Source organism: Bradyrhizobium sp. P5_C11_2, assembly GCF_054049755.1.
The window spans coordinates 1-13,808 of record NZ_JBFULT010000005.1; the positions used below are offsets into that span (position 1 = coordinate 1).

The following is a 13,808-nucleotide window of genomic DNA, read 5'->3' on the forward strand; positions in this document are numbered from 1 at the left end:
CCGTCCCCGCGGAGACTCCCCCTCACCCCGACCCTCTCCCCGCAACCCTCACCCCGACCCTCTCCCCGCAAGCGGGGAGAGGGAGAAGAGGCAGCGTCGCCTCATCAGCACATAGCTGCATTCCGCCGCGCGGGACATCGTGCGATTGCGTTCGCTTGTCCCAGCACGTAGCTTCGCGGCTCCAACAACCAAAAAAATCCAGCCGGAGACAACGCCATGGCGCGCCTGAAATTCGGAGCCTTCCTTGCCCCGCATCACCCGATCGGGGAGCATCCGATGCTTCAGTTCCGGCGCGATCTCGACCTGGTCGAGCAGTTGGATAGCCTCGGCTATGACGAGTTCTGGTGCGGCGAGCATCACTCCTCGGGCTGGGAAATGATTGCCTCGCCCGAGATGTTTCTGGCGGCGGCCGGCGAGCGCACCAAGCGGATCAAGCTCGGCACCGGCGTGGTGTCGCTGCCCTATCACCATCCCTACAACGTCGCCCAGCGCATGGTGCAGCTCGACCACATGACCGGCGGCCGCGCCATCTTCGGCTCCGGCCCCGGCGCACTCGCTTCCGACGCGCACACGCTCGGCATCGACCCGATGACCCAGCGCGACCGGCAGGACGAGGCGATCGGCGTCATCCGCCGCCTCTTCAACGGCGAGCGCGTCACCGCGAAAAGCGACTGGTTCACCATGAACGACGCCGCGCTCCAGATCCTGCCGTTGCAGGAGGAGATGCCGTTCGTGGTGGCCTCGCAGATCTCGCCCTCCGGCATGACGCTCGCCGGGAAATACGGCATCGGCATCATCTCGCTGGGCTCGATGACGACGCAGGGCCTGATGTCGCTGCAGCAGCAATGGCAGTTCGCCGAGGACGCCGCCAGGAAGCACGGCACCACGGTCAACCGCGCCGACTGGCGCGTGCTCTTGACCTGGCACATCGCCGAGACCCGCGAGCAGGCCCGCAAGGAAGCCGGCGCCGGGCTGATGCGCTGGCACAACGAATATAATGTCGGCACGCTGCAGCGGCCGGGACTGACCGCATTCGCCTCGCCCGACGAGGCCGTGGACAAGACCGCCTTCGTCGAAGGCGCGGCGTCCACCATCGGCACGCCCGACGATCTCGTCAAAACCATCAAGAACGTGATGCAGGTGTCCGGCGGCGTCGGCGCCGTGATCGGCTTCGTACACGACTGGGCCAATCCGGAAGCCACGCGCCGGAGCTGGGACATGGTCGCGCGCTACGTGGTGCCGGAGATCAACGGCYATATCGACGGCTTGCGCAAGTCGCAAAAATTCGTGATCGAGAACCGCGCGATCTTCGAGCGCGCGGGCCAGGCCGTGATGGCCAAGATCATGGAGAACGAGAAGGCCGCCGAGGCGCTGAAGGTGACCGGCCCCGGCCGCGTCGCGATTCCCGCCGTCAACGCCCCGGATTTGCAGAAGGAAGCGGCGAAGCGGTAGGCCGCGAAACTGTCTCAATCGTCGTCCCGGCGAAGACCGGGACGACGACGGTGTGTGTGACGATTTTGTGCGCACGACGACCGCAGCGTCAGCGCGCCCAAATGTGCTATGCTCATACGGTCAGCCTGCCGGAGCAATCGTGATGTCGATGCAGAATGTCGCCCCTGCGCTTCCGTTCACCGCGCCAAGATGGAACGAGCTGACGCACATCCCCGGCGACGAAGGCTGGCCGATCATCGGCAAGACCTTTCAGGTGCTGGCCGACCCGAAGGGGCATATCGAGGCGAACGGCGCCAAATACGGCCCGGTCTACCGCACGCATTTCTTCGGCGAAACCAACGTCGTGCTGCTCGGACCCGAGGCCAACGAGCTCGTGCTGTTCGACCAGCAGAAACTGTTCTCGTCGACGCATGGCTGGAACAAGGTGCTCGGCCTGCTGTTTCCGCGCGGTCTGATGCTGCTCGACTTCGAGGAGCACCGGCTGCATCGCAAGGCGCTGTCGGTCGCGTTCAAGTCCGGGCCGATGAAGTCCTATCTCGGTGATCTCGATCGCGGCATCGCGCGCCGCGTCGCGCAGTGGAAGGCGAAGCCGGGTGTGATGCAGCTTTATCCGGCTATGAAGCAGCTCACGCTCGATCTGGCCGCGGCGTCCTTCCTCGGCACCGATATCGGTCCCGAGGTCGACGAGATCAACCGCGCCTTCGTCGACATGGTCGCGGCCGCCGTCGCCCCGATCCGCCGTCCCCTGCCCGGCACGCAGATGGCGCGCGGCGTGAAGGGCCGCAAACGCATCGTCGCCTATTTCCGCGAGCAGATCCCGCTCCGGCGCGGCAATCACGGCGGCGACGATCTGTTCTCGCAGCTCTGCCGCGCCACCCATGAGGACGGCGCGCTGTTGTCCGAGCAGGACATCATCGACCACATGAGCTTCCTGATGATGGCGGCGCATGACACGCTGACCTCGTCGCTGACCTCCTTCATCGGCGAACTCGCCGCGCATCCCGATTGGCAGAAGAAGCTGCGCGACGAGGTTTTGGCGCTCGGGCTGGCCGCCGACGCGCCGACCAGCTTCGATGACCTCGAAAAGATGCCGCTGTCGGAGATGGCCTTCAAGGAAGCGCTGCGGATCAGGCCGCCGGTGCCCTCGATGCCGCGCCGCGCCATGCGCGATTTCAGCTTCAAGGGATTTACGATTCCCGGCGGCACCGCGGTCGGCGTCAATCCGCTCTACACCCATCACATGAAGGACATCTGGCCGGAGCCGGATCGCTTCGATCCCTCTCGCTTCACCGAGGAGGCGCAGCGCAACCGTCACCGCTTCGCCTGGGTGCCGTTCGGCGGCGGCGCGCATATGTGCCTCGGCCTGCACTTCGCCTACATGCAGGCCAAATGCTTCGCGCGTCACTTCCTTCAGAACGTCGAGGTGTCGCTGGAGCCGGGCTACAAGCCGGACTGGCAGATGTGGCCGATCCCGAAGCCGCGGGATGGGCTGCGGGTGGTGATGAAGGCGGTGTGATATTTCTCGTGTCCCGGACGCGCGAAGCGCGAGCCGGGACCCAGAATGTCGATATGCGTTCGGTAGCAAGATGGGCCCCGGCTCTGCAGCGCACCGCTGAAGAAGCGCTGCGCTGCGTCCGGGGCACGAGACCTATCCGGCCCCCTGATCGAATGCCTTGCGCAGCGCCACGTAGCCCTGCTGCTGCTGGCTCCAGTTGCGGCCGCCGGTCATGGCGCCGTCGATGACGAGATCATGGCCGTTGATGAAGCTGGATTCGTCGCTCGCCAGAAACACGGCGGCGTGCGCGATGTCGTCTGGGAGGCCGGCGCGCGGGATCGGCTGCGCGGACTTGTAGATCTCGCGCATCACCGCCGGGGTCTTTTCCGCAGCCTCCGTCGTCAATCCCAGCGCCTTGCCGAAAATGCCGGTCGCGATCGCACCGGGCGAGATCGAGTTGACGCGCACATTGGCCTCGCCGAGCTCCATGGCCGCGCATTTGGTGAGATGGATCACCGCGGCCTTGGCCGCGCCATAGACCATCGAGGACGAGAAGCCGGCGAGACGGCCGGCGACGCTGCCATTGTTGATGATGCTGCCAGAACCCTGCTTCTTCATGTAGGGCGCGGCGTGCTTCATGCCGAGCATGACGCTGCGCACCAGCGTCGCCATCGCGGCGTCGAACCGCTCGACCTCGAGGCCCTCGATGCCGCCGGTCTGCGCCGGACCGCCGGCATTGTTGAACAGGCAGTCGATCCGGCCGAACTTCTCGACCGCGAGCGCGATCAGCGCCTGCATCTGTTGTTCGACCGTCACATCCGTCTGGCGGAAAGTGCAATTGGCGCCGAGCTGCTTCGCCAGCGCCTCGCCTTCCGGTATGCGCCGGCCCGCGATCACAATTTTGGCACCTTCGGCAACGAAGACTTCCGCGGTACGCAATCCGATCCCGCTCGTCGCGCCCGTAATCACCGCAACCTTGCCGTCCAGCCTGCCCATGGAGCGTCCCTGTTTTCAAACCATTATTTGATGCCAGCCAGCGGGCACCTGCCTTTGCCGCAGAGCTCACTATCCCTGCCTGCTCCGGACAAGGCAAGCTATGCTTGCGCAGCCGATATGCGTAACATTCGCGCCGACAGCTCGATTTTGGACCGCGGATCGCAACCACCGGGCGGCGCATGGGGAAGCTGATCGACGAATTCCGCAAGGGCTGGCAGGGCATGGCACCGCCATCGCTCGGCCTGAGCATCGCCTTCGCGGCGGCCTGCCTGCTGGTCGCGACGGTGGCGCGTTGGGGCCTCGCGCAGTTGCGGCCGGACGTCTACTTCACGCCGTACTTCCCGGCCGTATTCTTTGCGGCGGCGTTCGGCGGCTTCCGCATCGGCGTCGTGACCGCGCTGGTCGGCGGCGTGCTCGGCGTCGTCCTGAATTTCGGCGACACGTTTGCCGATCACACGCGATTTGCCCTGCTGGCGCTCTATTGGGTGGTCTGCGCGCTCACCATCTGGGGCGTCGAGCATTATCGCACGATGCTGGTGGAGCAGCGCCGGATCGCCAAGCGCCTGATCGAGGAAGAAGACTATCGCAAGCTCCTGGTCGACGAGCTCCAGCACCGGCTGAAGAACAAGCTGTCGACGGTGCACGCCGTGCTGCATCAGGTGCTGCACGACGAGCCGCAGGTCTGGAGCCGGATCGATCCGCGGCTGCGGTCGCTGGCCGCGACCGACGACCTGATTTCGCGGATCGACAAGGCCGGTTGCGACATCCGCGACCTCCTGATCTCGGAGCTCGGCCCTTACGGCCATGTCCGCTTCACCCTCAACGGCGACCGGCTGTTCCTGCCGCCGAAGCTCGCGGTCACGCTGTCACTGATGTTTCACGAGCTCGCCACCAACGCAGGCAAATACGGCGCGTTCTCCGCACCGCGCGGATTGCTGCAGGTGTCATGGACCGTCAGCGACGACCGCCTGGCCGTCACCTGGGACGAAACCGAGGGACCGAGCATCGACAAGGTGTCCGAAGCCGGCTTCGGCACCAAGCTGCTGAAGTCGGCGCTGTCGGCCTTCGACGGCAAGACCGAGATCTCTTACTTGAAGACCGGGCTTCATTGCATCATGCAATGCCGCATCCCGAGAAGCGAATGATTGGCGCATAGCCACGCTGCAAACGAAAGCGGATCGCGCGCTTCGCCGGCACTTTCGCAAGCGCCGTTGACCGCCTGTTAATGACGATCGACTGCCCGCGCCACAACGTCGCAAGTTTCTCCCGAAACACCCCCGTATTTCTCCCGACCCCTTAACCAAACCTAAGAGGGAACCGCGCAAGATCGCGCTCATTGCAAAGGCGCGCTGAAACAACAAGATTCATGACTTCTATGAACGACAGTAAATACTCCGGCGCGACTGAGGCCGAACTGGGATTTCTCAAGGAAATCGTTAGAATGCTTCCGGCCGGCGTGACCGTGCAGGACGCAGGCGGCGAGCTCCTTCTGGTTAACGATGCCGCGGCGACCCAGCTCGGCATGGATGGCAGCCGTCCATCACCGAATCTCACGCAACGCCGGGAGGCCTGCCGCCGGGCGCTGAGCGCCGGTGAGGCCGTCGTCACCGAGGAAGCGCTCCATGACGGAGCTGCACGCCAGGTGCTGCTCACCACCCATCGTCCGGTCCAGCTCGCCGGACGCGAGCTCCTGATCTCGGCCTCCTCCGACATCACCGAGCAGAAGAATTTCGAGGACCAGCTGTTCCGCTCGGCCTATTTCGACGAGCTGACCGGGCTGCCTTCGCGGCGCGTGATCGAACATCGCGCCAACGGCCTGCTGGCGCGCGATGGCGCCGGCGAACGCTTCGCGCTCGCCTTTCTCGACGTCGACAATTTCAAGCACATCAACGACTATTACGGCCATACGGTCGGCGATGCGCTGCTGGTCGAGCTGTCGAAGCGGCTCGGGCGGGACCTGCGCGACTCCGACATGCTGTCGCGGATCTCCGGCGACGAATTCCTGCTGCTGCTGTCGCCGATCCAGAGCCAGGAGGAAGTCGCCGAATTCRTGCAAGCGACGCTGGAGCGGCTGACCGCGCCCTTCTTCATCGACAATTCGGAGGTCTTCGCCTCCACCTCCGTCGGCGTCAGCCTCTATCCCGATCACGGACGCAGCTTCGAGACCCTGCGCCAGAACGCCGACATCGCGATGTACCGCATCAAGAACAACGGCAAGGGCTCGGCGGCCTTCTTCGATTCCGGCATGGAGCGCGAGGCGCTGGCGCGGATGAAGATCGAGCAATCGCTGCGGCTCGCCATCCTGGAGAAGCGCTTCTGCTGCGCCTTCCAGTCCAAGGTCGACATCAGGACGCAGGCCGTGAAGGGCATCGAGGCCCTGGTGCGGCTGCGCGACGACGAGGGCGTCATCCAGGCGCCCGGCTCGTTCATCAACCTGGCCGGCGAGCTCGGGCTGATCGACGAGCTGACCCATCTGGTGCTCGCCGAGATCGTCAAATCGATCGACCTGATCAACGACACTTTTGGCGCCGAAGCGATCATCAGCATCAACGTCGCCGCCAGGCAGGCCGGCAATCCCGAATTCATGCGCAGCTTCGCGCAGGCGCTGGACCAGACCGGCTTTCCCCAACGCTTCATGATCGAGCTGACGGAGGAGGCCTTCGTCGCCAAGAATCACTTCCAGGCCGAGATCCTGCCGATGTTCCGCAAGCTCGGCGTCGGCATCTCGATCGACGATTTCGGCACCGGCTATTCCTCGCTCTCGGCGCTCGCCGACATCACCGCCGACGAGATCAAGATCGACCGCTCCTTCATCTCCGACATCCACAAGCGTCCGCGCAACCAGGGCATCCTGCGCGCGATCGAATCCCTGAGCGAGGCGCTCGGCATGACCGTCATCGCCGAGGGCGTCGAATCCTACGAGGAGCTCGCCTATCTCCAGGCCGCAACCAAGATCCGCTACGCGCAGGGCTATTATTTCTCCCGTCCGATCTTCCTGGAGGAGCTGAAGCTGGCGACGCCCGCCTCCAGCGAGTCCCGTGCCAGCGTCACCAGCCGCCCGATGCAGCAGAACCGCCAGGGCTATTCGCGGGCGAGCGGGTATCGGCGGTAGGGCGACAGCAGCTCCACAATCTCTGTGTCGTCCCGGCGAAGGCCGGGACCCATAACCACAGGGAGGAGTTTGATGAAGGCTAGCAGTTAGGGCACCAGTCCCCCGGTACAGCCACCGGGGTTCATAGAAAGATCACGCGGTATGGGTCCCGGCCTTCGCCGGGACGACGGCAACTTCGGAGCCAGCACCGTTTTCGCCCTTTGAAATTACTGCCCTTTTGGTAATAAACAGGCGGGCTTCCCGCGAGGCACGCCATGTCCGGTCCCTCTTCCGTCGTCAGCGATCCAGCCTATATCCGCGCACGCGCCATGGAGACGCTGTTCGAGCGGCTGGAGCATCTGTGCGAAGGCGCCATCGCAATCGATCGCAGCGGACGCGTGGTCTATGTCAACGAGAAATACGTCACCGCGATGGGCCTCTCGCATGAATCCGAGGCGCTCGGCCGCCCGATCGAGGAGGTCATCCCCAACAGCCTGATGCGARGGGTCGTGGAAACGGGAGAACCGATCATCCTCGACATCATGGAGCTCGGCGGCGAGCAGCTCGTCGTGACCCGCATGCCGATCGAGGACGAGAGGGGGAATATCATCGGCGCGATCGGCTTCGTGCTCTACGACCGCCTCGAGGGCTTGAAGCCACTGCTCGGTCGCGTCGCCCAGCTCGAAAACGATTTGCGGCTGGCGCGGCGGCAATTGTCACATGCACGCGCCGCCCGGTTCACGTTCGACGACTATGTCGGTGCAACCGCAGGCATCGCACAGGCCAAGGAGCTTGCAGCGCGCGCCGCGCGCCAGAGCGTCACCGTTCTGCTCACCGGGGAGACCGGCACCGGCAAGGAAATGCTGGCGCAGGCGATCCACAACGCGTCCGCCCGCGCCGAAAAGCCGTTCGTCAGCGTCAACGTCGCGGCGATCCCGGACACGCTGATCGAATCGGAATTCTTCGGCACCGCGCCGGGCGCCTATACCGGTGCCGATCGCAAGGGCCGCGAGGGAAAATTCCGGATCGCCGACGGCGGCACGCTGTTTCTCGACGAGATCGGCGAGATGCCGCTGCAATTGCAGGCCAAGCTGCTGCGCGTGCTCCAGGAGCGCGAGATCGAGCCGCTCGGCTCCGACAAGGTCACCAGGGTCGACGTGCGGGTGATTGCGGCCACCAATGTCGACCTGCACAAGCGGGTCAGCGAAGGGACATTCCGGGCGGATCTCTACTACCGGCTCAACGTGCTCTCGATCGTGCTGCCGCCCCTGCGCCACTGCCTGGACGACCTGCCCGAGATCTGTGGACGGCTGCTCGAAGACATCAGCGCATCCGGTGACTACCTCAATGCCAGGATCACGCCGAGCGGCCTGGCTGCGCTTGCGCACTATGGCTGGCCCGGCAATGTCCGCGAACTGCGCAACATCCTGGAACGCGCGCTGATCCTGAGCGATTCGGGACGCCTCACCAGCGACGACTTCGATCGCATTCTCCCCGTTGGCGCGGAGACGGTGCCCACGGCACCATCGCGGCCGGCCGGCCTCGTGCTGCCCTATGCCGAAGCCGAGGCCGAGTTCGAGAAGCACACGCTCGAACAGGCGCTCGCTGCCAGCAACGGCCAGATCTCGGAAGCGGCCAAGATGCTCCAGATCTCGCGCGCGACCTTCTACAAGAAGCTCGCCAAGTTCGGCCTCGCCTCGGGAGCCGCATCCGTCTGAGTTGCGAGACATCGCGTGTCCGGAGTCTCGGATTCCTGACACACGGCCTGGCCGCTTTGTCCCGAAGCTCGCGCGGAAACTGCTGGGTTTTCAGCCATTTTGCGCAAACCTGTGGCATCTGGCGCGGAGCTTGCTCTTCGCTTTGCACAATGACGCATGCTGCACATGCGCATTCGCAACCAGGGAGGACGCAAGATGAGTGAAGCGATCTCGGTCCATCAGCTTCAGGCGAGACAGCCGTCGCACGTGACGGTCGCCACCGCGAGCCTGATCGGCACGGCCATCGAGTGGTACGACTTCTTCCTCTACGGCACCGCCGCGGCGCTGATCTTCAACAAGCTGTTCTTCCCGACCTTCGACCCCATGATGGGAACGCTGCTGGCGTTCGCGACCTACGCGCTCGGCTTCATCGCGCGTCCGCTCGGCGGCGTCGTGTTCGGTCACTACGGCGACAAGATCGGCCGCAAGACCATGCTCTATCTGACCCTGCTGATCATGGGCGCGGCGACCGCGGCGATCGGCTTCCTGCCGACCTACGAGACCGCCGGCATCTGGGCCGCGGTCCTGCTGGTGACCTGCCGGCTGATCCAGGGCTTTGGTCTCGGCGGCGAATGGGGCGGCGCGGTGCTGATGGCGGTCGAGCATGCGCCTGCGGACAAGAAAGGTTTTTACGGCAGCTGGCCGCAACTCGGGGCGCCGCTCGGCCTCGTGCTCGGCACGCTGGTGTTCTCGGTGGTGTCCGCGATGCTGACCGACGCACAGCTTCTTTCCTGGGGCTGGCGCATCCCGTTCCTGTTCTCGATCGCGCTGGTGCTGGTGGGCCTTTGGATCCGCTTCACCATCGCGGAATCGCCGGAGTTCCAGAAGGTCAAGGACACCAAGCAGGATGTGAAGATGCCGATCGTCGAGGCGATCCGCATGTATCCCAAGAACATCCTGCTCGCGATGGGCGCGCGCTTTGYCGAGAACGGCTTCTTCTACATCTACGCCACCTTCGTGCTCGCTTATGCGACGCAATCGCTCGGCATGAACAAGCAGGACATGCTTAACGGCGTGCTGATCGGCGCGGCGATCGAGACCTTCACCATTCCCGCCTTCGGCGCGCTCTCCGACCGGGTCGGGCGGCGGCCGGTCTACATCTTCGGCGCGGTGTTCTCGGCGCTGATGTCGTTCCCGCTGTTCATGCTGCTGGCGACGAAGAATCCGCAATACGCCTGGATCGCGATCGTGCTCGGCCTCGCCGTCGGCCACGCCGCGATGTACGGCCCGCAGGCGAGCTTCCTGTCGGAGCTGTTCGGCACCAAGGTGCGCTACAGCGGCGTCTCGCTCGGCTACAACCTCGCCTCGATCTTCGCCGGCGCGCTGTCGCCGCTGATCGCGACGGGCCTGATGACGGCGTACGCGCCTGCAACCTGGCCGATCTCGCTCTACATGATCGCGCTGGCGATCATCACCATCGTCTCGGTCTATTTCGCCACCGAAACCCGCAAAATCGCTCAACCCTGAATGGGCTGAGCGCGACACCCCGCGACGCTGGAGCGGCTGGTCGCCAGCCGCTCCGCGCGATACGAATAAGGCCAAGCGAGAAGAACGGGCATGCGGTCCGCAACAGACATGGGAGGGAATGCCATGAGCCAGCATCCTGCCTTGCCCTACCTGCGCAACGCCGAGAAGGGCAAAGTCGTCACCGCGGCGGAAGCCGTCATGCTGATCCGCGACGGCGACACCGTCGCCACCGGCGGCTTCGTCGGCATCGGCTTTGCCGAGGAGATCGCAGTGGCGCTGGAGGAGCTCTATCTCTCCAACGAGGGTGACGCGCCCTACACGCAAGGCAAGCCGCGCAATCTGACGCTGGTCTATGCCGCCGGCCAGGGCGACGGCAAGCATCGCGGCGTCAACCATTTCGCCCATGAAGGCCTGGTTCGGCGCGTCATCGGCGGGCACTGGGGACTTGCTCCGAAATTGCAGCAGCTCGCGATCGCAAATCAGATCGAGGCCTATAATCTGCCGCAGGGCGTGATCACGCACCTGTTCCGCGACATCGCCGCACACCGGCCGGGCCACATCACCCGCGTCGGCATGGGGACGTTCGTCGACCCCAGGCACGGCGGCGGCAAGCTGAATGCCCGCACCACCGAGGACATGGTGGAACTGATCACGCTTCGCGGTGAAGAGTGCCTGCTCTACAAAACCTTCCCGATCAATGTCGGGATCATTCGCGGCTCCACCGGCGATCCCGACGGCAACCTCACCATGGAAAGGGAGGCGCTGACGCTCGAGGCGCTCGCCATCGCCATGGCGGCACATAATTCCGGCGGCATCGTCATTGCCCAGGTCGAACGCGTGGCCGAGGGCGGCAGCCTCAATCCGCGCCAGGTCAAGATTCCCGGCATCCTCGTCGATTGCGTCGTCGTGGCGAAGCCGGAGCATCATTGGCAGACATTCGGCACGCAATACAATCCGGCCTTCTCCAGCGAGATCCGGGTCCGCGCCGCCTCGTTGCCGGTCATGCCGATCAGCGAACGCAAGATTATCGCGCGCCGCGCCGCCTTCGAGCTGAAAGCCAACAGCGTGGTCAATCTCGGCATTGGCATGCCCGAGGGGATCGCCTCCGTCGCCAATGAAGAGCGGATCATCGACCTCATCACGCTGACGACAGAGGCTGGCGTGATCGGCGGCATCCCGGCGAGCGGCATCGATTTCGGCGCGGCGATCAACACGCAGGCGGTGATCGACCAGCCCTATCAGTTCGACTTCTACGACGGCGGCGGCCTGGATGCCGCCTTCCTCGGGCTCGCCCAGGTCGATCGCGCCGGCAACCTCAATGTCAGCAAGTTCGGGCCGAAGCTCGCCGGTGCCGGCGGCTTCATCAACATTAGCCAGAATGCCAAGGAGGTCGTCTTCGTCGGCACGTTCGGTGCAGGCAGGCAGCGCATCGCGGTGAGCGACGGCCGGCTTGTCATCCTCGACGAGGCGAAATCACCAAAATTCGTCGATGGCATCGAGCATGTCACCTTCAGCGGCTCGTTTGCCGCCGCGCGGCGGCAACGCGCGCTGTATGTCACCGAGCGCTGTGTGTTCGAGCTCAAGCCGGACGGGCTCGAGCTCACGGAAGTCGCCCCGGGCATCGACATCGAGCGCGACATTTTGCGCCTGATGGCTTTCAAGCCGCTGATCCCGCGCGATCCAGCTGTCATGGACGACCGCATCTTCCGCGAAGGACCCATGGATCTGCGCGAGCGGCTGCTCACCATCCCGCTCGACCAGCGCTTCACGCTGGACGAGCAGCAGAACCTGTTTTTCATCAACCTGGAGCGCTATCCGTTGCGCAGCAAGGCCGAGATCGACACGATCGCGGCCATCGTCGAGGCGAGGCTGGCGCCGCTCGGCCGCCGGGTCTACGCCATCGTCAATTATGACAATTTTTCCATCCTGCCGGAGCTGATGGACGATTATTCGGCCATGGTACGCAGCCTGGTCGACCGCTTCTATTCGGGCGTCTCGCGCTACACCACCTCCGGCTTCCTGCGCATCAAGCTCGGTGAAGCGCTGGAGAAGCGCGGCGTAGCGCCGCATATTTTCGAGAGCGCGGACGAGGCGCAGTCGGACTGGCGGCAGGTCGAAGGAGTTGGCGTCCCTGCCGCATCCGGCGGAGCCCCGCGGCAGGCCCAAAAATGATGCACGCTCGCAAGCCGGCGTGCTCGGCCGGAAGGTGTAATTGCAATGTTCGTAGCGTTGTGCAAATCGCTGTTACCGAGAAACTTTGAATCAGGAGGGACCATCGTGCGTCGATCACTCATCATAACAACAACCATCCTCGCCCTCGCCGCGGGCACCTCCGCACAGGCCGACGACCTCAAGGTCGCGCTGATCTACGGCAAGACCGGCCCGCTCGAGGCCTACGCCAAGCAGACCGAGACCGGCCTGCAAATGGGTTTTGAATACGCCACCAAGGGCACCATGACGCTCGACGGGCGCAAGATCGTCATCATCACCAAGGACGACCAGGGCAAGCCAGACCTCTCCAAGGCCGCGCTCGCGGAAGCCTATCAGGACGACAAGGCCGACATCGCGATCGGCACGACCTCGTCGGCCGCGGCGCTGGCGATCCTGCCCGTCGCCGAGGAGAACAAGAAGATCCTGATCGTCGAGCCGGCGGTCGCGGACCAGATTACCGGCGAGAAGTGGAATCGCTACATCTTCCGCACGGCGCGCAACTCATCGCAGGACGCGATCTCCAACGCGGTCGCGATCGGCAAGCAGGGCGTCACCGTGGCGACCCTGGCGCAGGACTACGCCTTCGGCCGCGACGGCGTCGCCGCCTTCAAGGAAGCACTCGCCAAGACCGGCGCGACGCTCGCCGCCGAGGAATACGCGCCGACCTCGACCACCGACTTCACCGCGGTCGGCCAGCGCCTGTTCGATGCGCTGAAGGACAAGCCCGGCCGCAAGGTGATCTGGGTGATCTGGGCCGGCGCCGGCAATCCGCTGGCCAAGCTCCAGGACATGGATCCGAAGCGCTACGGCATCGAGCTCTCCACCGGCGGCAACATCCTGCCGGCACTCGCCGCCTATAAGGGCCTGCCCGGCATGGAAGGCGCGACCTATTACTACTACGACATCCCGAAGAACCCGGTGAACGACTGGCTGGTCGCCGAGCACCAGAAGCGCTTCAACGCGCCGCCGGACTTCTTCACCGCCGGCGGCTTTGCCGCCGCGATGTCGGTCGTCGCCGCCGTGACCAAGGCGAAGTCGACCGACACCGAGAAGCTGATCACCGCGATGGAAGGCCTGGAGTTCGACACGCCGAAGGGCAAGATGATGTTCCGGAAAGAGGACCATCAGGCGCTCCAGAGCATGTATCACTTCAAGGTCAAGGTCGATCCGAACGTCGCCTGGGCCGTGCTCGAGCCGGTGCGCGAGCTGAAGATCGAGGACATGAACGTCCCGGTTAAGAACAAGCGCTGATCGTTCTTCCTTCACCTCCCCCGCTTGCGCGGGAGGCCGGGTGGGGGCTCTTTCCTCTTGGGGGTTCTCGCCCGCGGAAGCACCCTCT

The 13,808-nt window shown here is 64.6% G+C and carries 9 protein-coding genes; 8 read left to right on the plus strand and 1 reads right to left on the minus strand.

Features of this window, described 5'->3' with window-relative positions; translation table 11 throughout:
* Window positions 1-216: 216 nt before the first annotated feature.
* Together ACXJL8_RS01045 and ACXJL8_RS01050 are read left to right on the plus strand one after the other, a co-directional pair.
* The gene (locus tag ACXJL8_RS01045) at window positions 217-1,452 is read left to right on the plus strand and encodes an LLM class flavin-dependent oxidoreductase (protein ID WP_456684490.1); all 1,236 of its coding nucleotides are present in this window, start codon (window positions 217-219) and stop codon (window positions 1,450-1,452) included.
* 142 nt (window positions 1,453-1,594) lie between these two features.
* On the plus strand, window positions 1,595-2,968 hold the full coding sequence (locus ACXJL8_RS01050; RefSeq protein WP_456618420.1) for a cytochrome P450: 1,374 nt from the start codon (window positions 1,595-1,597) through the stop codon (window positions 2,966-2,968).
* A 132-nt stretch (window positions 2,969-3,100) separates the two neighbouring features.
* On the opposite strand, the gene ACXJL8_RS01055 is transcribed toward ACXJL8_RS01050, so the two are convergent.
* Window positions 3,101-3,943 carry an SDR family NAD(P)-dependent oxidoreductase gene (locus ACXJL8_RS01055; protein WP_456618421.1) on the minus strand — a complete coding sequence of 281 codons (843 nt, stop codon included), beginning with the start codon at window positions 3,941-3,943 and terminating at the stop codon, window positions 3,101-3,103.
* Between the two features lie 179 nt (window positions 3,944-4,122).
* Between ACXJL8_RS01055 and ACXJL8_RS01060 the strand changes: the two genes are divergently transcribed.
* The 6 genes from ACXJL8_RS01060 to ACXJL8_RS01085 all read left to right on the plus strand — a co-directional run bounded on the left by ACXJL8_RS01060 (window position 4,123) and on the right by ACXJL8_RS01085 (window position 13,720).
* Window positions 4,123-5,088 carry a sensor histidine kinase gene (locus ACXJL8_RS01060; protein ID WP_456618422.1) on the plus strand — a complete coding sequence of 322 codons (966 nt, stop codon included), beginning with the start codon at window positions 4,123-4,125 and terminating at the stop codon, window positions 5,086-5,088.
* Window positions 5,089-5,318: 230 nt separating this feature from the next.
* The gene (locus tag ACXJL8_RS01065) at window positions 5,319-7,055 is read left to right on the plus strand and encodes a putative bifunctional diguanylate cyclase/phosphodiesterase (protein ID WP_456684491.1); all 1,737 of its coding nucleotides are present in this window, start codon (window positions 5,319-5,321) and stop codon (window positions 7,053-7,055) included.
* A 254-nt stretch (window positions 7,056-7,309) separates the two neighbouring features.
* A complete protein-coding gene (locus ACXJL8_RS01070; protein ID WP_456684492.1) occupies window positions 7,310-8,752 on the plus strand; it encodes a sigma-54 interaction domain-containing protein in 1,443 nt (480 codons plus the stop codon).
* Window positions 8,753-8,947: 195 nt separating this feature from the next.
* Window positions 8,948-10,258: an MFS transporter gene (locus ACXJL8_RS01075; RefSeq protein ID WP_456684493.1), complete on the plus strand. Its 1,311-nt coding sequence runs from the start codon at window positions 8,948-8,950 to the stop codon at window positions 10,256-10,258.
* A 123-nt stretch (window positions 10,259-10,381) separates the two neighbouring features.
* Window positions 10,382-12,430, plus strand: a complete 2,049-nt coding sequence (locus tag ACXJL8_RS01080; RefSeq protein WP_456618426.1) for an acyl CoA:acetate/3-ketoacid CoA transferase — start codon at window positions 10,382-10,384, stop codon at window positions 12,428-12,430.
* Window positions 12,431-12,535: 105 nt separating this feature from the next.
* Entirely contained in the window at window positions 12,536-13,720 is a 1,185-nt protein-coding gene (locus ACXJL8_RS01085) for a substrate-binding domain-containing protein (protein ID WP_456618427.1), read from the plus strand.
* Window positions 13,721-13,808: the final 88 nt, after the last annotated feature.

Bases quoted from the DNA above. Each gene is read 5' to 3' on its own strand.
- ACXJL8_RS01050 (WP_456618420.1), top strand. From the start codon at position 1,595: ATGTCGATGCAGAATGTCGCCCCTGCGCTTCCGTTCACCGCGCCAAGA.
- ACXJL8_RS01055 (WP_456618421.1), bottom strand. From the start codon at position 3,943: ATGGGCAGGCTGGACGGCAAGGTTGCGGTGATTACGGGCGCGACGAGC.
- ACXJL8_RS01060 (WP_456618422.1), top strand. From the start codon at position 4,123: ATGGGGAAGCTGATCGACGAATTCCGCAAGGGCTGGCAGGGCATGGCA.
- ACXJL8_RS01080 (WP_456618426.1), top strand. From the start codon at position 10,382: ATGAGCCAGCATCCTGCCTTGCCCTACCTGCGCAACGCCGAGAAGGGC.